Raw genomic sequence first — 22,071 nt, 5'->3', positions numbered from 1 at the left:
CATCTAATGATACAGTTTTCAAAAATCAAAGTAAATCGTCAAATTCATTGGTTTCTGCTTTGTCCCAGTTTTCGCCCGTGATGCGGCTAATCATAATACCTTCAACGGCACGATCAACCATACCTTCAACGTCCAAACGTTTTTCATAGGCTAAAACATTTTCTAGTTTAGGATTTGTTTTTGGTGATGGAGGGGCAAATACAGTACAGCAATCTTCAAATGGTAGAATTGAAAGATTAAAGGTATCAATCTTTTCGGCGATATCGATAATTTCGATCTTATCCATTGTGACTACGGGGCGAATAACAGGAGTGTTTGTGACTTCATTAATCACAGACATTGAACCTAATGTTTGCGAAGCGACTTGCCCTAAACTTTCACCGTTAATAATCACTTTACCCCCACGATCTTCACGAATGCGGTCAACTACACGCATCATAAAACGGCGAGTTAAAGTCATCAAATAAGATTGTGGCGCTTTGGCTTTGATTTCTTCTTGAATCTCAGTAAACGGAACTTCAATAAAAGTGATTGTTCCGCCAAACGCTGTTAATTTTGCTGTTAAATCTTTTGCTTTTTTCAAAGCACCAGGGCTTGTATAAGGTGGTGAAGCAAAGTGAACTGCCTCAATTTCTACACCTCGTTTAAGAGCCAAGTAACCTGCAACTGGAGAATCAATCCCACCTGAAAGCATCAAGTGACCGCGGCCTGCTGTTCCTACAGGCATTCCTCCTGCACCTTTAAGTGTTTCGAAACTAAGATAAGCACCTTCAAGACGAATTTCAACACGGAGAGTGATATCTGGCTTTTTCATTTGTACTTTGGCATAGTCAAAATTGTCAAAGACAACATCACCTAAAGTCATGTTTAACTCTGTGGAATCTTGTTCAAAGCTATGGTCCGCCCGACGTGTTGCAATTTTAAAAGTCATTCCTTCATGGTAAATTTCTTTCATCAAGTCAACAACTGCTGCTTTTAGACCTTCGATGGATTTTTCAACTTTGATGGATGCTGAAAAATTTTGAATCCCAAAAACTTTAGTTAAACGTTGAGAAACCTCTTCGTAGTCTGCACCATTTAACTGGATATGCGCGCGATCTCGTTGCGCTGTAATCTTCAAGTCTGTCAAATCAGCGAGAACTTCTTTGATGTTGTTGGCCAAACGATTGATAAAAAAGCCACGATTTTTTCCTTTTGTTGAAAGTTCACCATAGCGAACCATAATTTCATCGTATACGATAGTCATTTTATTTTCCTTTGTTACTTAATATAAGGTTATCTTTTTATTCCTGAGAGAATTTCAGTACAGGTTATTATACCACATTAGCTATTTTTCTAGGTTAATAATAGACGAATCAAAACCAATGCAATCCCCACTTGGAAAACAAGTACAGCTAAGCCATAGATTGCTAACTTTCTTCCCGCGCGGACAAATTCTACTAGATTAAGACGTAAACCGATAGCGGCTAAAGCGATAATTTCGCACCAACTACTGATAAAACGTGCCGTTTCAGTAATTACTTTTGGAAATTGAAAGACTGTATCCAGACTACACAGAATAATAAATCCTAATACATACCAAGGAAGAAAGGATTGGCGCTTGATCTTGAGCTGACCTTCCTGCCCTGTCGGTGCTTTCTCTATGCGACGTGTTTGGAAAGAAAAATAAAGGACAACAAAAACAAGCATGATGATACGCATGATTTTAAACAAGGTAGCCATTGTTGTTGTTTCAGCATTCACCATTGTTGCTGAAGCGACAACCTGTCCCACAGACTGAATGGTTCCCCCAATCAAAGCACCACGTAGGAAATCATTTGCTCCAAAGAACCATGTACCTAAAACGGGTAATAGAAGCATTAACACTGTCCCCATGAGGTTAACCATAGTTATCGCTGTTCGCTTGTCTTTGTCTTCTGCTCCAATGACTGGCTCAACTGCCGCAATGGCGGAAGAACCACAAACGGCGTTTCCTGACGCCATTAGCGCATTAACTTTCAAGGAAAATCCAAGTTTCTTTCCAATAAACATGACAAAAACAATTGTAAGCACCATTTGTAGAAGAATAAAACTTATACCACTCCAGCCTAGCTTTTGTATCGTTTGAAAGGTAACTGTCGCTCCTAAAAACATTACTGAAAATTCAAGAAGTTTCTTTTCTGACCAAGCCGTACCTGCAAAGAGGACTGGTTGTTTAAAGTAAACATTCCCCAAAATAATTCCCAATAAAATAGCAATCGTGGCTGCACCCATCCCTTTAAAAACATAGAGATTAAAAAAGTAACTGACTACGGCAACTACAAAACTGAGCCCTAAACCTGGCATGATCTTCTTATTTAACATGACAACTATTATAACAAAAAACAAAAATTAATTTGTGTATTCATTGACATATAACATTCATCTCATTTATCGTCTTACTATGATGTTGTTTGCTTATTAAAAGGTAAAGAAAAAAGCGCTCCAGCCAACAGTTTTTTGTTGTCTTGAACACTTTATATTATTTATTTTTTCAAATGATAGTTGTAGCTTGAAAGGATGATATCTTCATGAGCGTTCAGGTAATAACGGAGGCGTAAACCGGTCTGATTGTGGAAGATATTTTGCCATGGTTTCGACGGAATGAAAGTCGGAATCAAAACAGTAGTTGTATAGTTGTGCGCTTTTGCTTGTTTTGCAGCGAGATTAATAAAGCGAACAGCTGGCGTGATGATACTACGATAGCTGGTATGTACAACGGTCAACTTAATATCTGGGAAGGTTTCATTGAAATCACGTTCGATTTCGGCTTCTTTTTCCGTATCTTCTTTTGTAGACACGTGAAGTGCAATAAGATAGTCTCCTACAGACCGGGCATAGTTAATCGCCCCAACATCGACATTTGTTACATTTCCGACCAAGACGATAACTGTATTACCATCAAACTTATGCTCTGCAGTTTCTTTGCGCAAGCGCAATTGTTCCGCCACATTCATATAATGACTGTGGATACGGATAAAGCAGAAAATCAAAATAGGTAAAACAATAAAGAATGGCCAAATTTCAGCTGTGCGGAAAATGAGCAAAATCATCACCACGACAAAAGAAATGATTGCCCCAATAATATTAGGGATAGAACGTAAGAGGAACTTACTGCCCAGCTTCTTGCGCCAATGGACAACCATACCGATTTGAGCCAACGTAAATGGTGTAAAGACACCAATAGCATAGAGGGGGATAAGGCGATCTGTTTGTCCATCAAAGATAAACAAGAGAATGACCGCACCAATAGCCAAACTGATAATCCCATTCGAATAACTCAAACGTGTCCCACGAGCAGTAAACAAGTGAGGCATGTATTTCTTCTTCGCCATATTAAAAGCAAGCATTGGAAAGGCGGAATAACCTGTATTAGCTGCTACTGCCAAAATGAGAGCTGTAGCAATTTGGAAGATAAAGAAGAATGCGTGCCCAAAGACACTGTCTCCAAAAATCTGTTGCGCCATTTGGGCGATAATGGTCACATCACCGCGTGGTGTTAACCCAAGCCAATAAGCAAAGAAGATAACACCACTGAAGAACACTGCTAAAATAATCCCCATCATTACCAAAGTCTTAGCTGCATTTTTTTCTTTCGGCTGTTTAAAGAATGGTACAGCATTCGAAATGGCTTCTACCCCTGTCAGAGATGATGAACCTGTTGAAAAGGCTTTGAGCAAGAGGATAAGTGAAACTCCTCCTACGGTTGTACCGATATGAGCTGGCGCTTGGTAGGGTAAACTTCCAGATACAATACGGAATACCCCGACACCTAAGAGGGCAACTGTCGTCACAATAAATGTATAGACAGGAATCATGAGGAAGGCTGCTGATTCTCGCAAACCTCGGAGATTCATCAGCATAAGCAGTAAAGCAAGAGCAACTGCGATTTCTAAATTGTACTGATGAAGTTCAGGTAAAGCTGAGGTTATAGCATCAGCTCCTGAAGCTGTAGATACAGCAACCGTCAACATATAGTCGACCAAAAGCGATCCACCGGATATTAATCCTGGAATTGTACCGAGATTTTCTGTTGAAACCAGATAAGCTCCGCCTCCTGATGGATAGGCATGAATAACCTGTGTATAACTTCCAATCAGCGCAAACAGTAAAACCAAAATAATTAAGGCAATAGGTATCGAATACCATGAAGCGCCCGCACCTACTGCAACCAATACCAAAAGAATTTGTTCAGGTCCATAAGCAATTGATGACAAGGCATCTGACGATAACATGGCTAAGGCCTGTAATTTAGTCAACAGGTGTGAATCTCCTACTGTTGACTTTAAAGATTTACCAATTAAAAGCTCTTTGACTTTTTTCAAAACGTAACTCCTGTATCATAAAATCTTTAAGTTGGATTTATCCGGCTTAATTCAGTCTAGGCTTGACTTTCCTAGCATAAAGAGGCCTCTCCAAGATAACTCAACTATTGTAGCATTTTTTTATTAATTTTAGTAGTATTTTTATGTTTGGTTTCAGTAACAAATGCAACAGAAAGACAAAGTGCTTGAAAGTCTTTTAAAATAAGCTTTCCTGAGCTCCATATTTCGCCAATATTTCTCTTTTTTTGTGTTAAATGTAATATTTCACGAGAGTAAATGATGTCATTTCATTTTTCTAAAAATAAAGTTCAACTTTTCTTTCATAAGATTTTTCAAAAACATGATTATAAGCTGTCAAAAGCCGTAAAATTATGCTAAAATATGGTTGATATAAACTTTTTTATAGGAGAAAAACATTTTGGCTGAAATTATCGAAGAACTTAATGACCAAATGAAAGTCCGTCGTGAAAAAATGGAAACACTGCGTGAATCAGGCATTGATCCATTCGGACATAAATTTACTCGTACACACAACTCTGCAGAATTACATGCGGAATACGATGAAAATACTAAAGAAGAATTACACGAAAAAGACTTGCATGCAACAATCGCGGGACGTCTGATGACAAAACGTGGTAAAGGTAAAGTTGGTTTTGCGCACATCCAAGACCGCGAAGGACAAATTCAGATTTACGTGCGTAAAGACGAAGTTGGCGAAGAAAACTATCAAATTTTCAAACAGGCTGACCTCGGTGATTTCCTTGGTGTTGAAGGACAAATCATGAAGACAGATATGGGCGAGCTTTCTATTAAAGCAAGCAAGTTGACTTTCTTGTCTAAAGCACTCCGTCCATTGCCAGAAAAATTCCACGGCTTGACAGATACTGAAACACGTTACCGTAAACGTTACTTGGATTTGATTTCAAACAAAGAAAGCTTCAATCGTTTCGTGACACGTTCTAAAATTATTAGCGAGATCCGTCGTTATATGGATGGCCGCGGATATCTCGAAGTTGAAACTCCTGTTTTGAACAACGAAGCCGGTGGTGCAGCAGCACGTCCATTCTATACACACCATAACTCATTAGACATTGACATGGCCCTGCGTATTGCAACAGAATTGCACTTGAAACGCTTAATCGTCGGTGGTATGGAAAAAGTTTATGAACTTGGCCGTGTCTTCCGTAACGAAGGAATGGATATGACGCACAATCCTGAGTTTACAACTATGGAATCTTATGAAGCTTATGCTGATTTTGACGATATCATGGATTTGACTGAAGGAATTTTCCAACACGTGGCACACTCTGTCCTTGGCAAAGATGTTGTTGAATACGATGGTAAAGAAATCAATGTGGGTGGTAAGTTCGCTCGCATCCACATGGTTGATGCGATTAAAGAGCAAACAGGCGTGGATTTCTGGAAAGAAATGGATTTTGAAGAAGCTGCTGCTTTGGCGAAAGAACATGATATTTATGTGGAAAACCACTTCACAAGCGTTGGCCACATCATCAATGAATTCTTTGAGAAATACGTAGAAGATACATTGATCCAACCAACATTTGTTTTTGGACATCCAAAAGAAATCTCTCCTCTTGCGAAGATGAATGCTGAAGATCCACGTTTTACTGACCGTTTCGAACTCTTCATCAATGGTAAAGAATATGCCAATGCCTTCTCAGAGTTAAATGATCCAATCGATCAGCTCGAACGTTTCGAAGCCCAAGCTAAAGCGAAAGAACTCGGTGATGATGAAGCCACTGGTGTAGATTACGATTATGTTGAAGCATTGGAACACGGTATGCCACCAACTGGTGGTCTGGGTATCGGTATCGACCGCTTAGTCATGCTCTTCACTGGTACAACTTCCATCCGTGACGTTTTGCTCTTCCCAACAATGAAATAAAAGCAAAAATCCAGTTCTCAGGGCTGGGTTTTTACAATCAAGAAGTGTGCGATATTTTTTATCTGCAACACTTTATCTAGATAAGAGAACAAACTATGTTAAGAATATCTCAAATAAAAACTTCAATTGATGAGCCTGTGGAAAAAGTTAAAAGCTTACTTTTGAAAAAATTAAAAATTCAAGAGTCCGACTTGATTGACTATCGTATTTATAAGGAATCAATTGATGCGCGCCATCGGGGAGAAATCAACTTTATCTACACAGTTGATGCCCAAGTCAAAAATGAAGCCAAGCTCCTCAAGAAAAAAATAAAAAATGTTTCACCCTCACCAGACTTGAAATATAAAGAGCCACAAATCGGAACAGAAGCCATGAAACATCGTCCTTTAGTCATCGGTTTTGGTCCTGCTGGCATGTTTTCTGCTTTGCTCTTAGCACAAATGGGTTATCGTCCTATCGTTTTAGAACGTGGCCAAAAAGTTGAAGAACGTGTGAAATCCATTGATGATTTCTGGAAGAAAGGAAAACTCAATCCTGCTTCAAACGTCCAGTTTGGTGAAGGCGGTGCAGGTACTTTCTCAGATGGAAAACTTACTTCCCGTGTACGCGACTTGCGCGGACGCAAAGTTTTAGAAGAATTTGTAAAAGCCGGTGCACCTGAAGATATCCTCTACAAAGCACATCCGCACGTAGGAACAGATTTACTTCGCGATATTGTCAAGAATATTCGTGAGCAGATTATTTCTTTGGGCGGAGAAGTTCTTTTTGACAGTCAAGTCGCTTCATTTATCATCGACAAAAATAAACTTCAAGGGATTGTTCTCAAAAATGGTCAAGAAATCCTCTCCAATCATGCCGTTTTAGCCATCGGACATAGCGCACGCGATACCTTTGCTGAGCTGTACGACAAGGGAATTAACATGACCGCCAAGCCTTTTGCTGTTGGAGTTCGCATCGAACATCCTCAGAGCTTGATTAATCAAGCACAGTATAAAGAATTTGCTGAGCATCCTCGTTTAGGAGCAGCAGAGTATCGTTTGACACACAAGGCCAGTTCTGGACGAGGTGTTTATACGTTCTGTATGTGCCCTGGAGGACTTGTCGTGCCTGCTGCATCAGAAGAAGGTCGCTTGGTAACCAACGGCATGAGTGAGCACGCCCGTTCTGAAGAAAATGCCAATAGTGGTTTACTGGTCCAAGTCTTCCCAGAAGATTTTGGCCAAGATCATCCTCTTGCTGGGGTTGAATTCCAACGAAAACTTGAAGAAAAAGCATTTGTCCTCGGTGGTAAAACTTATCAAGCCCCTGCACAATTAGTTGGAGATTTTCTTGCAGATCGTCCATCTACTGATATCGGTGAAGTTAAACCTTCTTATGCTTTGGGTGTCACTCCAACAGACTTAAGCCAGCTCTTCCCTGAATATATTACTTCTTCTATGAAGGAGGCTCTTCTTGGATTCGACAAAAAAATTCAAGGTTTTGCCATGAACGATGCGATTATGACCGGTGTTGAATCACGTTCTTCTTCTCCTGTTCGAATCAATCGTGATGAAGAAAGTTTCCAATCTATTTCTACACAAGGTATTTATCCATCTGGTGAAGGAGCAGGATTTGCTGGCGGGATTGTATCCGCCGCCATTGATGGGCTTAAATGCGCAGAGCAAATGATTGCCTCCTTTGCACGACCTGAATAAAGAAAAAACTGAGCAATGCTCAGTTTATAATCTTAAAATGTTTATCCATCAAACGTACATCCTTGGGCTTAAGTCCAAGGATTTTTATTTCCTTATCTTTGGTAATAAGCACTGCAGCTTGAATCACGTGTTGTCTTTTCGCAAAGACTTTTTCAGGTTCTTCCGAAAAGAACAGCCTCTTCGCCTCAATCTCCCCATCTAATGACTTTTCAGAAAATATTGTCACGCTGGCTAAGTTGTTCACATGAGGATAACCTGTTTCAGGATTGAGAATGTGATGATAACTCTTTCCGTCGCGCTCTAAATAACGCTGATCAATTCCAGAAGTCACGACAGATGTGGATGCGGTAAGCACTTGAAGTAACAAAGATGACCCATGCGTAAGTGGATTACGAATTCCGACACGCCAATAACCTTTTAGGGGCAAGCCCAGAAACCGAATATTCCCTCCAAGGTTAACAATGCCTGTGGAAAAACCTGTTTCTTTCCAAAATTCTACAACTTTATCGGCAATATAACCTTTGGCGATGCCTCCTAAGTCTAAGGACATTCCTTTTCGAGGGAGAAAAATGGTCTTTTGCTGGTCATCCAGAACGATATCATCAGGACTCACCATAGCAAGCATTTTTTGAATTTCTTGCTCAGAAGGAACACGGGCATCAGCAAAACCAATATGCCAAAGCCTAACCAAGGGTCCGATACTTGCATTAAAACCAAAATGCTCCTGACTGACCTGTACAGCTTTTTTCGTTAAAGCATAGAGTTCTTCCGACAAGGCAACTGCTTTTACACCCGCAGCTTGGTTGACTGCTATTAACTCCGAGAACGCCCTGTTGACTGTAAATAAATCTTCATAATGAGCAATTTTTCTATAGCCTTGCTCAATTTTTTCTGTAGTTTTTGACTTCTCCACATCAAGTAAACTCAGCTCAATAAATGTGCCTAAACCTCGATATTTTTTAGACAAAAAATCACTCATACTCTGAAGCTCCAGTATCGGCATCCGTTTCTATCAATGTTCGTAGAGGTTGCAAATGCGCACTGTAACGACAAAAGTTTCTGAAGCAATGTTCCAACCAAGAAATTGTTTGTCTATCTATTAGATTGCCTGAAATATCAAAAGCATCAGCAGCATGACTCAATAAAAATTGATTAGCCGGTAAGACGAAGGCTTCCAATCCTGGTGATTGGAGGATTTGTCTAAGATTTTCCTGTGCAAAAACGGAACCCTGCTTTCCTAGAGAAGCGCCTACAATCATAACTGGCGTATTGATAATGGGTTGCAAAGCTCCCCAAGAGAGCCATTCTAGCAAAGACTTCAAGGCTGCAGTGATGGCATGATCGTACTCCGGAGTAGAGATAATCAAACCATCTGCGGCTTCAATGGCTTCAGCGATTTCGCGAACTCTCTCAGGCAAGTCCATACTGTCTTCCGAAAACAAGGGTAAGCCTGCAATCTCAATAACTTCAATCTCAGCTTCATTAATAAAATGTTTCTTCATATACCAAAGCAACTTTCTATTGTAAGAAAAGCTGGCATTGGTTCCTACTATTGCAATAAATTTCATCTTTATTCCTCTTCACTATAAATAAAAAGAGCTTTCGCTCTTTTTATTTTAACACCTTAAGATAGAAACCACTGCTTAGAGAGCTTGAATTCACTAGAATGCTGAAGGACTTGCAAGCCTTGGTTGACTTTATCCATTAATTCAGTATCATTCTTTCGTGCTGCTACAGCATATTCAACTTGTGGGTAAGGAGTATCCAGCATATTGTATAAGCCTTCAAGCTGATGATTACGAAGATAAGTTTTAGTATAGTCCCTATCTAAAAGAGCAGCTTGAATTTTTCCTGCTTGCAAGGCAGCGATTGCATCGCTCGGTTGGTTATAGAGAAACATCAGATTTTCTTTGACAATATTTTTTAAAATCTGCGGATAATCGCTAAACAAATCATAAGCTGCTGAAGCTTTTTGCCCGCCTACTGCTTGATTATGCATATCGCCAATATTATAAATTTCTGCTTCTTTAGGAACAAGCAACACTAAATTTCCCGTGTGATAAGGTTCACTAAATAAAATGGTTTTTTCCCTTGTCTTATTTGCTGTATAAGGCCCCCAAATCAGATCAACCTCTCCTTCTTTCAAGGCTTTTTCTTTGGCTGACCAGTCCAATGCTTTCCAGTCAATCTTTATATTATAAGAAGCAAAGATTGCCTCTGCTAGAGCTATATTGAAACCTTCAGGTTTTCCACTCTCTTGCTTTGAAGTTAGGGGCGCAAAGTCTGCCTCATAACCGATAGTAATCGTCTTGCTTTCTTCAATCTTTTGCCATGTATTTTTCTTCGTGTTTACTCCGCAAGCCGTCAAAGTCATAAAAATAAATAATAGAAGGAAGGGAAGCAGGTAGAATTTGATTTTCTTCATGCTTTCATTTTATCATTTCTCTCGGCTCAAATCTACCGCTTTGAGTGGCACTAATTTTGTATTGTACTTCCATTTATAGCCAAAGTATAGAGCCAAGAAAAGTGGTATTGCGGCATACATGGCTAAGCCTTCGCCCCAGTGACTGCTGAAAAGCATGGCTGGGTCTAAATTAACAACAATCATGGCCGTCATGATCAGGGACAAGATTGGTCCAAAGGGGAACCATTTTGCTTGGTAAGGCAAACTGCTCAAATCACCGCCTTGAGCCAAAAAGGCTCGACGAAAACGAATGTGACTAATCGATATCCCAAGCCATGCAATAAATCCAGTCAAACTTGACAGGTCCACAAGCAAAAGATAAATTTGTGTGCCGAAAATTCCTGTTAAAAATGCGACCACACACACCGCTGTCGTTGCCAATAAAGCATTGATAGGAATACCGTTTTTGGCTATTTTGGAGAACTGGCGTGGTGCGCCTTCTTTTTTACCTAAAGAGTAGAGGATACGTGTTGAAGCATACATGACAGAGTTTGCTGACGAGATAACCGAGGTCAAAATCACGGCATTCATTAAGCTCGCTGCTACTGCCAAACCAATATTCTTAAAAACGATAGTAAAAGGACTCATAACCGCTGTCGAATCAGGGTTAAGCAAGCGAGGATCTTGGTAATTGATAATAGCTGCAATAACAATAATCGTAAAGATGTAGAAAAGAAGAATGCGCCAAAAAATAGAATTCATCGCTTTAGGAATACTTTTCTCAGGATTTTCTGATTCACCTGCTGTAACTCCTAGAAGTTCTGTGCCTTGAAAAGAAAAGCCAGCGATAAGTAAAACACCAACAAATCCTGTCACTCCACCAGTAAAGCCGTGGTTACCTGCTGTGAGATTACCAACAACATCAATATTATTTCCAAAAATTCCAATAATAGTTAACACCCCAACAACCAAAAAGAAAATAATTGTAATCAGCTTGATAATGGAGAGCCAATATTCTGTTTCCCCAAACGCGCGTACCGCCATGATATTAATTGCAAAAATAAGGACTGTAGCCACACCAGAGAATATCCAAGAAGGAACCTGAGGCAACCAAAATTGAGTGATTAATCCTGCTGTTGTCAAATCAACTGCAATCGTAATCGCACCGTTTATCCAATAGTTCCAGCCCAAAGCAAAGCCAAAGGCTGGATCCACAAAACGTGCCCCATAATCTGTAAAGGAGCCCGATGTGGGTAAATAAGTGGCCATCTCTCCTAAAGAGGTCATTACAAAATAAACCATAATCCCGACAAAGATATAAGCCAATACCGATCCGAAAGGTCCAGCCTGACTAATCGTCGCTCCTGAGGTTAGGAACAAGCCTGTTCCTATCGTGCCACCAAGCGCAATCATGGTGATGTGTCTTTGTTTTAAATTGCGCTTTACTTGATTTTCATTTTTCATATTTTTTCTTTCTCTAATACTTCTTCGTTCATTTACAGCATAATTTTGCCCAAAAGAAAAGACCGTATAGCCTAGCCATCCGGTCTTTCTGAGAATCACCGGCATAGATGTCTTTCGAGCGTACTCTAAAGTTGCATCTATACCAAAGTATGACACAACTCTTATCTATGCGCATGATGATGTTGAGATTGTAGGTCAAACTTAAACATATGTGATTCTCCTTCCTGATATTTTTTATTTAGTATAGTCCTTTATTTTAAAATTTGCAAGTATAAACTTTTTGTCGTCGTTTAGTCTTCGAAACTTTTATGTTAAAATATAGGAATGGAAAACAAAAAAAATACGAATATTATCTTTGGAGGATTATTAGTCCTCATCGTTGTTATTGTTGGTGGTCTTCTTTACTTTGCGAACAGTTCTGACAGCAAGACAGATGCAAAAAATGATTTGCAAAGTGTTGAACTCCCTCAGTTGTCGAATGAAGTGGGCAAGGATGAAGCTGAAGTTCAAATTCAAACAACAGCTGGGAACATCAATATTAAGCTCTTCCCTAAACTGGCACCAATGGCTGTCGAAAACTTCTTGACTTTGGCCAAGCAAGGTTACTATAAAAACAATGAATTCTTCCGTGTGATTAATGATTTCATGATTCAAACGGGTGACCCAAGTAATAAAGGAACCGGAAGCAAATCCGTAGTAAATAACAACAAACCATTTGCGACTGAGATTTCTAATCAGCTTTATCATATTCGCGGTGCAGTTTCTTTAGCAAACAGTGGTCCTGGCGAGACAAGCAGTTCGCAATTCTTTATTGTCCAAAATCCACAAGCAGCTGAGCAAGGTTTAAGTACAAGCAAATATCCTCAAAAGATTATCGATGCTTATAAAAAAGGTGGCTCACCTTTCCTTGATGGACAATATACGGTCTTTGGACAAGTGATTTCAGGCATGGATGTTGTTGATAAAATTGCTGCAGGCAAAGTGGAAGCTAACCCAAATAATCCACAAGAAGAATCATCTCCTGTAAATCCAGAAAAAATTACCGGCGTTAAAATTATCAAAGGTTGGGACTTTAAAAAATAAAAAAATCTTCTGTGTAGGCAGAAGATTTTTTAGCGCTAGTCCCAACTTCATCTGCCTTGCTATCCTCTGATGTTGATGATATAATGAAAATAAGTAAAAAGGCTTGCGCAAACAAGCCCTTTGTAGCCGTATGAAGAACGGTAGCCAAATATTATTGTTTAAGTAACTGTCATTACTCGGCTAAAGTTGGACAGTTATTTTTTATTGTTGTTATTATTCAATGTCAACACCAGCATTGCAAAAGCAAGCATGAGTGACAAAGCTTCATAAACCGACAAAAAATGTCGCCTTTCTGTATTTTGAGGTTATAGCCTACAAAACGTCATAAGCATCACCTCCCAGTTAGGCTACCGTCCTTTAACTTCTACTCCGTTATTATAACATGTCCAAACTCAAAATGAATCTAAAAGAAAAAGCTGTGTCCCTACAAGATTCAGCTTTATTTTATTGTTTTTTTAGGAAAAATGGCTTTATAGCATACTTTTGAGCTCGTAATTGTTGTGTGGCCAATAATGGCACATAGCTTTTACTCACGCATCAATTTTTGCATATCTTCAGGCATTTCTAATTCAATATCAATCAATTCGTCTGTAAAGGGATGGACAAATTGTAAATGATGACAGTGGAGCGCTTGGCGATCAATAAGGTCATGATTACCTCCATAAAGTTCGTCGCCAACAAGAATATGCCCTAGATGTGAAAAATGAACACGAATTTGGTGTGTACGTCCGGTATGTAAAACGACATCTAACTGCATCAAGCCATTTTTCTCTGCAACAACTTCATAACTTGTTCTGGCTTCCTTCCCTTCAGGATGCACACGCCGCTCAATGATTGAAGTCTCCACTCGACCGATAGGTAAATTAATTTCACCTGTTTTGGGTAAGTTCTCGTCTGCATGGATAATGGCATAATAGCGTTTGGTCACACTGTCCTTATATTTAGGATGCACGATGAGAGAGTGAGCCAAGCTATGTTTAGCAAAGATCATCAAACCACTCGTATCACGGTCCAAGCGTGTAATGATATGTACCGTTTGGTCCTCATATTTCTTTCGTACGATATAACCCTTTACAATATTAGACATAGCTCCTGTCGGATGTAAACGTCCAGTAATTGAAGTCCGTCCCGCAGGTTTATTCACAATCAAATAATGATCGTCTTCAAAGACAACTTCTGGGTCAATATCTTCAGGAATCAATAAATCGGTACCTTGCTCGATAGGTGTAATTATCGTAACAACATCATCAACTTGTAAAGGAAAGAGAACATTACGCTCCATACCATTCACTAAAATTTCACCACCGTCAAATTTGATATGTGAAAGGAAGCGTTTGGAAACGCCATGACGTTTAAGTAAGGCCTTTACCGTACTTCCATCAATTGTATTTGTAAATGAAAATTCCACTGTTTAACTTCTCCTTTTAAGCCTGCTCTTGACATTGAGTACCTTACTGCTGAAATGTTCTCCAACTCTATGGCTGAATTTTCTCCATCTAAAAACTCCAACATATGTCGGAGTTTGCCTAGAACAGAACTTTATTATAACATATTTGCTCGCTCTGTAAATATAATTAGGTCAAGAAACACTCTACACACAAATGAAAAGTGTGAGCAGCGCTATTCGACTTCACCGATAAACGCATTTTTCACGCGTTCCCAAAAGCTTGTATGGGCACAATTTGCAAAAGCGATAGTTTTACCATCCATGCTGTACTCTATCGCTTCAATTTTTTCGTAGTTGAAAGTCAGCTGGTCAACAGTAACACTGTAATCCTCAACATCTTCTGGACAGATAATGATACTGTCTTTCTTAGCAACAACCATTGGTGCCCCTAATGTCCGATAAACAATATTATTAAGACTAGCTATTTCGGCCATCTGCATAGCTTCCACACGAGGGTGTAAAACAGCACCGCCGATAGATTTATTATAAGCTGTTGAACCTGTTGGTGTGGATACAGATAAGCCATCGCCTCGAAATTTTTCAAAGAGAAAATCCGAAATCCTGATATCCGCAACTAAAGTCTTAGACGTTCGGCGAATCGTTGATTCGTTCAGTGCGTAGTGCAGCATTTCTGAACCATCTTGAAATTTCACACGTATCCGTAAAAGGGGATAATGAACAGCATGCTCAGCAGTTTCAGACTCTAGGGCAAGCGCCACCTTATCAAGATCTGTATTCATAAAGTCGGTATAAAAGCCCAGATGTCCCGTATGAACACCGACAAAGCGAATTTTATCCAGCTTGTCCTCATAGATGTGCATAGCTTTGAGGAGCGTGCCATCTCCCCCGACTGAAATAACAATTTCTGGGTTTTCCTTTTCAAACCTGAAATTTTTGGACTGCAAAAGCGCTGTTAATTCTAACAGCGTCTTTTGTGATTTTTCACTTGAATTCCCTACCAACCAGATCTTTTTACCAGAGCTCATTGTCTTCTCCGTTTTCTTTCTTGTAGTCCAGTCTTGCTTGCGGGTCATCGAAAAGCAATTGGGCTTCTTGAATATCTTCGCGAATCGCACCCATTTCTTTATCCAACTGCGCAGCCATATGCGCCGCAGCAGTCAAGCGTTCTCGAACTTCCTCGGGGATCACACCACCATATTTGTAACTTAAGGAATGTTCGATCGTTGCCCAAAAATTCATCGCCAAGGTCCGAATTTGAATTTCGGCAAGCACAACTTGGGCACCCTCAATCATATCAATCGAATACTCAATAACCACGTGATATGAACGATAACCACTTGCTTTTTGGTTATGAATATAATCCCGCTCTTCGATAATTTTTAAGTCTTTACGTTTTCGTAAAAGCTCTAACACATCCCAGACGTCATCAACAAACTGCACCATGACACGAACACCAGCAATATCTTCCATTTCTCGGATTGTTTCTTGGGTGTATCCTCGCATGGCTGCCTTCTTCCGAATCGAATCACGTCGCTTCACGCGCCCCGTGACAAACTCAATCGGTGAGTAAAGTTTTTTCTTTAAAAATTGCTTACGCACACCACGAAGTTTGATTTTCAGTTCCCCAACCGTTTGGACATAAGGATCAAGAAATTCTTCCCAGTTAAATTCAGTTGTTGTACTTTCAGTCATATGTTTATCCAAATTGACGCTCGGTCAATTCTCCTTTGTATTTTATTACAGGTCTTTCTCAATTATACCATATATCGCCCCCATTCACTAGACAGCTTGACTAATTTACATCTACGAAAAAGAAGCAAAATTCTGTTTTAATAGCACTGTAGACCGTAAGAAAGGAGCTCCCTCTTCTTTTCTGGCTTTACTTAGATACAGGCTTTTGATATACTTTTAGATAATAGATCAATCATCATTTTAATAAGAAGGGAGGATGCCTCTCTTGGAGATCTTGTAAAGAGTAATCTAAACAGAGCATCTTTTTATACATAAAAATGTCAACAAATTTAGAAATTGAGCATAAGACGATGCTCTCTATGCCGGAGTATGACCGATTGAAAACACTTTTTTCACACGTCACTCCAGTCCGACAGACAAATCACTATCTTGATTCTCAAGATTTTACACTGCGTAAGAAAAAGCTAGCTCTGCGTATCCGTACCTTTGATCGTTCAGCAGAAATGACACTCAAGGTCCCTCAACAAGTAGGCAATATCGAACATAATATCGACCTTACACTTGAAGAAGCACAATATCTGCTCGCACAAAAAAGTATCACTTGCGGTAAAACTGACCTGAGTGAAATTTGCGACATCTTAGTTGAGCGCGGAGTAGATTTGGAGAGTATTACTCTGATTGGGAGTTTAACTACGATCCGCTACGAACAACATCTCCCTATCGGGCTTGCTGCTCTGGATAAGAATGACTATCTGGGTCATACTGATTATGAGTTGGAGCTAGAAGTGACTGATAGTGAACAAGGTAAAAAAGATTTCCTTACTTTCTTGAAGAAAAACCATATTGAATTTCGTTTTTCAAAATCAAAAGTTGTACGCTTCTTGGACTGTTTACGCCACCTGAAAAAACAATAAAAGTGCTGTTTCAGCACTTTTTTGCATATAATTTGGTCTCCTATATAAAATTTGGTACACTATACAACGTGGATACACAACTGATAAACAATAATATTAAAGATTTTAACAAGGAAAACAATAACTCTCATGTATGATATTCATCATTTTTTCACGCCTATTCTCAATCAATTTTCCGAATTTGATGCGCACAGCTGGTACCTCTATCCAATAGCTACACTTGCTGCAGCTAAAGAATTACGTGACAACAGTGAACTTCCCAAAAATATTGAAAATCTCAACGCGAGCTTTGACCGCCTCCAAAAAATTTCTTCCGATTTCTTGACGATAAATCTACACGGACGAAAGTATGGGCGAAAATTCATCTTAGCTTTACAGGAGAGACTGGACAACCTCAGCATACTGGATTATAACAATCAAATGCGCCATGAAATTCTCTGCGAAATAAAGCTCACAACCGCTGACTTTATTACTCATCGTCAGTTCGCTAAAAAACAAATGATTAAGAATGCTCAGGAATTTTATAAAAATGAGTTTACCCAAGTACCCTCTACTTTAATTTATACCGACACTGAATGTTTACACATCGAAAATTGCTCACAAGCCCTTATTCAAAATTATCTTCGTCACATTGAAAAAACTGCCTAAGGGCAGTTTTTTTTGTAGAACAGAGCCTTAAAGGCTGTGTCTATAATGTCTTGTCTCCATTACAATTTACCTAAAGCAGCTTCAAGTTGTCCTTTAATCACCTCATTTGTCTCCGCAAAAGCTTCAGAGAAATTCTGGTTGAGATCTTTCAGATGACTTGGACGTACTCGTTTCACAAATTTCAGTGCTTTAAGTTTCTTGATTGTCTCGGAAACATCTTCTTCATTCACATAAAGCAAGCTATAATGTGCTTTGCGGCTTGTATAACCAAGATCCCCATAGTGACTAAGTTGTCTGTTCCCTTTGTAAGAGTTGCAATAGACAAAAAGTGCAATTCTCCCTTGCATTTCAAGCGGACGAACTGTCTTATCTTCCGATTTCTTTGTCAATATTTCTTTATCAATGATGGCGTCCATGACGGCTTCCTCCTTTCAAAGGTAAATTTTCATCTACAAAAATGTGTTCTGAAATTGCTGAACTGATGTCTTTTGTTAGCTCGGATAACAGCTCCTGCAAATCATTTTCAGCTACGCGAAGCTGATAAACCTTCTCATTAAGCAGGATTTCTTTTCGGAGCTGAGCCAGTTCTGGCCTAAAAGCGATATACTCCTGATTGTCCGTAAGAAGTCGGAGTTTAGATTGTAAGTCTTCATCTTCCTCAAAAGCCTTTTTTAAAGCACGATAAGTAGCGACTTCGGGTAATTCCAAAAAATCTTTAACCACTTCATCGATTAAATCATCAATTTCAAACAACTGTTCATTTATGATTAACATAACCTTATTATACCAGAAAACCAACTTTACCGCTTTTTCTCAACCCTCTTCCGTAAACTTTCTCTGTTTTTTCATTTTCCATAAATGACATTTTTTATAAGTCTGTTCTAAACATGTAGCACATCATCTTGCCAAATTAATTCAAAAAAGATATAATTAACTGATAATGTCTATAATTGTACATAAAATTACAGAAAGGTTTTTATGAATAATGAAAACAATCAGACCCAGAGAGGTCTGAAAAATCGTCACATCCAGCTTATTGCAATAGCAGGAACTATCGGAACAGGTCTTTTCTTAGGAGCAGGTCAATCTATCAGTATGACCGGGCCTTCCATTCTTTTGATTTATATCATTATTGGTGCCTTGATGTTCATCTTGCTCCGTGCAATCGGTGAAATGCTTTATATGGATCCTGAGCAACACTCTTTCCTTAACTTCGTCAGTCACTATCTAGGCAACAAGGCCGGATATTTTATTCAATGGTCTTATTGGCTTGTTGTTATCTTTATGGCTATGGCTGAGTTAACCGCTGTCGGGGTCTACATCCAGTTCTGGTTACCAAGTGTTCCTGTCTGGCTTACCGAAACCGTTATCCTCTTGGCATTAACTGCTTTAAACACACTCAATGCTAAATTCTTCGGTGAAACAGAGTTTTGGTTTGGGATGATAAAAATCGTTGCTATCGTTGGTTTGATTGTTACTGCCATCATCATGGCCTTCAGTGGCTTCCAAGCAGATGGTACAACAGTTAGCCTTAGCAATGTGACGAAGGACTTCTCCTTCTTCCCTAATGGCATTACAAACTTCATCGGAAGCTTCCAAATGGTAATGTTTGCCTTTGTTGCGATGGAATTTATCGGAATGACTGCTGCTGAAACCTTGGATCCACGTCCAACACTTAAAAAAGCAATTAATCAAATTCCGATTCGTATTTTAATCTTCTATATCGGAGCACTCACTGCGATTATGTCTATCTATCATTGGACAGATATTCCTGCAGATCAGTCTCCATTCGTTATGGTCTTTGACCTTATTGGTTTCAAGTGGGCAGCAGCAGTGATTAACTTTGTCGTCTTGACTTCTGCAGCTTCAGCGCTTAATTCAGCACTTTTCTCAACTACACGTAATCTTTTCTCTCTTTCAAAATTACACGGAGACAAAGCATTACAGCCCTTCACAAAACTTTCGAAAAATGGTATCCCAACAAATGCCCTTTTCTTCACAGCAGCACTAATCTTCTTAGCCCCATTTATCTCACTTATTCCTGGTGTGTCTAACGGCTTTGTCTTTATCACAAGTGTTGCGACTAATCTCTTCTTGATTGTTTATATCATGACCTTGATTGCTTATACAAAATATAGAAAATCAAGTGAGTATCTCGAAGACGGCTTTAAGGTTCCAATGCCGAACGTATTAGTTCCAGTGACTATCGTCGCATTTGGCTTAATCTTTATTTCCCTCTTCTTCTTCAAAGATACACGTATACCAGCGATTGGTTCAGCAATCTGGATTGTCGTCTTCGGGATTATTTCTTATCTCCGTAAAGAAAAAACAGTTGACTTATAAATAAAAAAACTTCTGAATACAGAAGTTTTTTTATTTATTCTAATTCAAGCTCGATTTCTTCTACTCCAGCAGCTTCAACCTTTACTTTTTCATCTGCTTTTGCTGGTTTAGCATCTTCTTTTTCATTTTCTTCATCACTTTCAATCAAACCGTGATTTTGACGTACTTTACGGTCGATTTCATTGAAAATTTCAGGATTATCTTTAAGGAAGGCTTTCGCTTTCTCCGCACCTTGACCGATCTTTTCGTCATTATAAGAGAACCAAGCACCTGCTTTCTTCACAATGCCTTCTTCAACGGCAATTGTTAAGAGTTCACCTGTTTTAGAAATACCTTCACCAAACATGATATCTACTAAAGCAACTTTAAATGGTGGCGCAACTTTGTTTTTAACAACCTTAATCTTCGTCAACTTACCAATGGCTGTTTTGTTGTCACCAGAGCCTTCTTCGATTTTTGTGCTACCACGAACGTCTAAACGTACAGAAGCATAAAATTTCAAAGCACGACCACCAGGCGTTGTTTCTGGGCTACCAAACATAACACCGACTTTTTCACGCAATTGGTTGATAAAGATCGCTGTTGTTTTTGTTTTGTTGATGCCTGCAGCAAGCTTACGCATGGCTTGACTCATCATACGTGCTTGCAAACCAACTGTCGAATCTCCGATTTCACCGTCAATTTCGGCACGTGGTGTCAAAGCAGCAACAGAGTCGACAACAACAAGGTCCACTGCACCAGATTCAATCAATTTCTCAGCAATTTGCAAGCCTTGCTCACCATAGTCAGGTTGTGACAAAAGAAGTTGGTCAATGTCGACACCAATCGCTGCAGCATAGACGGGATCCAAAGCGTGCTCCGCATCGATAAAGGCAGCAATACCACCTTCAGCTTGCACTTGAGCAACCGCATGCAGCGCAACCGTAGTCTTACCAGAACTTTCTGGACCGTAGATTTCGATGATACGACCTTTAGGATAACCACCGGCACCAAGTGCAATATCCAAAGCCAAACTTCCTGAACTTGTGACTTGAACTTTTTGACTCGCTGCTTCGCCCAAACGCATCAAAGAACCTTTACCAAAATCTTTTTCGATAAGGTCAAGCGCATCTTTTAAGGCTTTTTCACGTTCTGCACCATATTTTTTTGTGATATCTTCTAATTTTTTCTTTTTCTTTGTAGCCATTATTTTCTCCGTTAATCTCTTGCTCTTTATATTATAGCATTTTTAATTTTGTTTGAAACTGATTGCACCGCATATTTTAGTACGTAAAAAATTGAAGTTTTCACTCTACTTTTTGACAATATGGGCAAAAATGTGAACCGCGTCCTGCGACCTTTATCTTTTCAATCACTGCTTGCTGGCAATGTGGACAAAGCTGTCCTTGCTTGCCATAAACCATAAGTAACTCCTGCATACTTCCTTCTTTACCCATCGCATTTTTATACGTCCGAATGCTGGATCCCCCACGTTCAACTGCCGTTTGGAGGACTTCAATCGTATAATCGTGAATGCGGTGAATTTGAACATCGCTCAAGGCTGAAGCCAGCATTTCAGGATGCACTTGTGAGCGCCAAAGTACCTCATCAACATAGATGTTTCCTAGCCCAGCAACTAAAGTCTGGTCTAAAAGATAAGGTTTTATCTTCTTTTTCGATTTCTTTAGTTTTTCAGCAAAAATCTTCTCATCAAAGGTTTCAAAGCTTGGCTCTGGGCCAATCTTTTTCGAAAGGAAATAACGTTCAACATCCTGACTTTTCAATAATTCCCAGGTGCCAAACTTGCGGACATCAGCATAAACAAGTGTCGCATCTGAAAACTTGACAAAGAGATGATCGTGCTTTTGCTTGACAAACTCCAGCGGTTCTACCCGGTATTTCCCCTCCATACGTAAATGGGAAATCAAGGTCCACTGACCAAAATCAAAAAGCAAGTACTTGCCACGGCGCTGGATATCTTTGATGACTTGACCTTCAAGTTCTTTTTTTAACTCCTCGAATCCTGTTAAAACCATTCGTGGATATGAACTTTCAATCTCCAATATTTTTTTATTTCTCACCAGCTTTTCCAAGCCTCGGCGTACATTTTCGACTTCTGGTAACTCTGGCATCTGTTTGCAGCATCCTATCCTAATTATTGGGTCTAATAAATGGAGAGTACAGCACACTCAT

Annotated in this window: 21 protein-coding genes; 6 read left to right on the top strand and 15 right to left on the bottom strand. The window is 39.4% G+C overall.

Translation table 11 applies throughout. The features are described from left to right. Window positions 1-25: 25 nt before the first annotated feature. The 3 genes from thiI to J0J35_RS09845 form a co-directional block, all read right to left on the bottom strand. Window positions 26-1,246 carry a tRNA uracil 4-sulfurtransferase ThiI gene (gene thiI, locus J0J35_RS09855; protein WP_117516762.1) on the bottom strand — a complete coding sequence of 407 codons (1,221 nt, stop codon included), beginning with the start codon at window positions 1,244-1,246 and terminating at the stop codon, window positions 26-28. 89 nt (window positions 1,247-1,335) lie between these two features. After that, window positions 1,336-2,325, bottom strand: coding sequence for a YeiH family protein (locus J0J35_RS09850; protein WP_206918204.1), 990 nt, complete (start codon window positions 2,323-2,325; stop codon window positions 1,336-1,338). Between the two features lie 179 nt (window positions 2,326-2,504). Continuing rightward, a complete protein-coding gene (locus tag J0J35_RS09845; protein WP_019291372.1) occupies window positions 2,505-4,343 on the bottom strand; it encodes an APC family permease in 1,839 nt (612 codons plus the stop codon). 451 nt (window positions 4,344-4,794) lie between these two features. Between J0J35_RS09845 and lysS the strand changes: the two genes are divergently transcribed. Beyond that, window positions 4,795-6,249: a lysine--tRNA ligase gene (gene lysS, locus J0J35_RS09840; protein ID WP_050813460.1), complete on the top strand. Its 1,455-nt coding sequence runs from the start codon at window positions 4,795-4,797 to the stop codon at window positions 6,247-6,249. A gap of 95 nt (window positions 6,250-6,344) precedes the next feature. Then, complete coding sequence (locus J0J35_RS09835) at window positions 6,345-7,943, top strand: NAD(P)/FAD-dependent oxidoreductase (protein WP_198495033.1); 1,599 nt, start codon at window positions 6,345-6,347, stop codon at window positions 7,941-7,943. A 19-nt stretch (window positions 7,944-7,962) separates the two neighbouring features. Here J0J35_RS09835 and J0J35_RS09830 read toward each other — a convergent pair whose 3' ends face one another. From J0J35_RS09830 to J0J35_RS09815, 4 genes are read right to left on the bottom strand one after another with little or no spacing between them, the layout of a single operon-like run. Beyond that, the gene (locus J0J35_RS09830) at window positions 7,963-8,946 is read right to left on the bottom strand and encodes an FAD:protein FMN transferase (RefSeq protein ID WP_206916819.1); all 984 of its coding nucleotides are present in this window, start codon (window positions 8,944-8,946) and stop codon (window positions 7,963-7,965) included. After that, window positions 8,915-9,511: an NADPH-dependent FMN reductase gene (locus tag J0J35_RS09825; RefSeq protein WP_019291376.1), complete on the bottom strand. Its 597-nt coding sequence runs from the start codon at window positions 9,509-9,511 to the stop codon at window positions 8,915-8,917. Before J0J35_RS09825 ends, J0J35_RS09830 begins: the two co-directional genes overlap by 32 nt. A 56-nt stretch (window positions 9,512-9,567) precedes the next feature. Continuing rightward, a complete protein-coding gene (locus J0J35_RS09820) occupies window positions 9,568-10,368 on the bottom strand; it encodes a transporter substrate-binding domain-containing protein (protein ID WP_206916817.1) in 801 nt (266 codons plus the stop codon). 12 nt (window positions 10,369-10,380) lie between these two features. Continuing rightward, window positions 10,381-11,811: an amino acid permease gene (locus tag J0J35_RS09815; protein ID WP_206918202.1), complete on the bottom strand. Its 1,431-nt coding sequence runs from the start codon at window positions 11,809-11,811 to the stop codon at window positions 10,381-10,383. A 324-nt stretch (window positions 11,812-12,135) separates the two neighbouring features. Here J0J35_RS09815 and J0J35_RS09810 point away from each other — a divergent pair, with 324 nt between their 5' ends. Next, a complete protein-coding gene (locus J0J35_RS09810; RefSeq protein ID WP_019335964.1) occupies window positions 12,136-12,894 on the top strand; it encodes a peptidylprolyl isomerase in 759 nt (252 codons plus the stop codon). Window positions 12,895-13,088: 194 nt separating this feature from the next. On the opposite strand, the gene J0J35_RS11705 is transcribed toward J0J35_RS09810, so the two are convergent. The 4 genes from J0J35_RS11705 to J0J35_RS09795 form a co-directional block, all read right to left on the bottom strand. Further along, entirely contained in the window at window positions 13,089-13,172 is an 84-nt protein-coding gene (locus J0J35_RS11705) for a putative holin-like toxin (RefSeq protein WP_225210261.1), read from the bottom strand. Between the two features lie 248 nt (window positions 13,173-13,420). Then, window positions 13,421-14,302 (bottom strand): RluA family pseudouridine synthase, encoded by an 882-nt coding sequence (locus J0J35_RS09805; RefSeq protein WP_019291381.1) that lies wholly within the window; start codon window positions 14,300-14,302, stop codon window positions 13,421-13,423. Between the two features lie 212 nt (window positions 14,303-14,514). Beyond that, complete coding sequence (locus J0J35_RS09800) at window positions 14,515-15,327, bottom strand: NAD kinase (protein ID WP_206916816.1); 813 nt, start codon at window positions 15,325-15,327, stop codon at window positions 14,515-14,517. Then, window positions 15,314-15,994, bottom strand: a complete 681-nt coding sequence (locus J0J35_RS09795) for a GTP pyrophosphokinase family protein (RefSeq protein WP_206916806.1) — start codon at window positions 15,992-15,994, stop codon at window positions 15,314-15,316. Before J0J35_RS09795 ends, J0J35_RS09800 begins: the two co-directional genes overlap by 14 nt. A gap of 317 nt (window positions 15,995-16,311) precedes the next feature. Between J0J35_RS09795 and J0J35_RS09790 the strand changes: the two genes are divergently transcribed. Together J0J35_RS09790 and J0J35_RS09785 are read left to right on the top strand one after the other, a co-directional pair. Then, on the top strand, window positions 16,312-16,908 hold the full coding sequence (locus J0J35_RS09790) for a CYTH domain-containing protein (protein ID WP_206916803.1): 597 nt from the start codon (window positions 16,312-16,314) through the stop codon (window positions 16,906-16,908). Window positions 16,909-17,037: 129 nt separating this feature from the next. Beyond that, window positions 17,038-17,556 carry a hypothetical protein gene (locus J0J35_RS09785; RefSeq protein ID WP_019291385.1) on the top strand — a complete coding sequence of 173 codons (519 nt, stop codon included), beginning with the start codon at window positions 17,038-17,040 and terminating at the stop codon, window positions 17,554-17,556. Between the two features lie 59 nt (window positions 17,557-17,615). Here the strand turns inward: J0J35_RS09785 and J0J35_RS09780 are convergent, their stop codons facing one another. Together J0J35_RS09780 and J0J35_RS09775 are read right to left on the bottom strand one after the other, a co-directional pair. Beyond that, window positions 17,616-17,972: a YlbG family protein gene (locus tag J0J35_RS09780; RefSeq protein ID WP_019291386.1), complete on the bottom strand. Its 357-nt coding sequence runs from the start codon at window positions 17,970-17,972 to the stop codon at window positions 17,616-17,618. Then, entirely contained in the window at window positions 17,956-18,330 is a 375-nt protein-coding gene (locus tag J0J35_RS09775) for a YlbF family regulator (RefSeq protein ID WP_019291387.1), read from the bottom strand. The genes J0J35_RS09780 and J0J35_RS09775 overlap by 17 nt, the downstream gene beginning before the upstream one ends. 204 nt (window positions 18,331-18,534) lie before the next feature. Here J0J35_RS09775 and J0J35_RS09770 point away from each other — a divergent pair, with 204 nt between their 5' ends. Next, window positions 18,535-19,899 (top strand): amino acid permease, encoded by a 1,365-nt coding sequence (locus J0J35_RS09770; protein WP_019291388.1) that lies wholly within the window; start codon window positions 18,535-18,537, stop codon window positions 19,897-19,899. A gap of 34 nt (window positions 19,900-19,933) precedes the next feature. On the opposite strand, the gene recA is transcribed toward J0J35_RS09770, so the two are convergent. Then, window positions 19,934-21,085 (bottom strand): recombinase RecA, encoded by a 1,152-nt coding sequence (recA, locus tag J0J35_RS09765; protein WP_019291389.1) that lies wholly within the window; start codon window positions 21,083-21,085, stop codon window positions 19,934-19,936. Between the two features lie 100 nt (window positions 21,086-21,185). Beyond that, window positions 21,186-22,010, bottom strand: coding sequence for a DNA-formamidopyrimidine glycosylase (gene mutM / locus J0J35_RS09760; protein ID WP_086582750.1), 825 nt, complete (start codon window positions 22,008-22,010; stop codon window positions 21,186-21,188). Window positions 22,011-22,071: the final 61 nt, after the last annotated feature.

Origin of the sequence: Lactococcus sp. LG606 (assembly GCF_017309645.1) — a bacterium.
GTDB lineage: Bacteria > Bacillota > Bacilli > Lactobacillales > Streptococcaceae > Lactococcus > Lactococcus petauri.
This window is presented reverse-complemented; position numbering and strand designations above follow the sequence as displayed.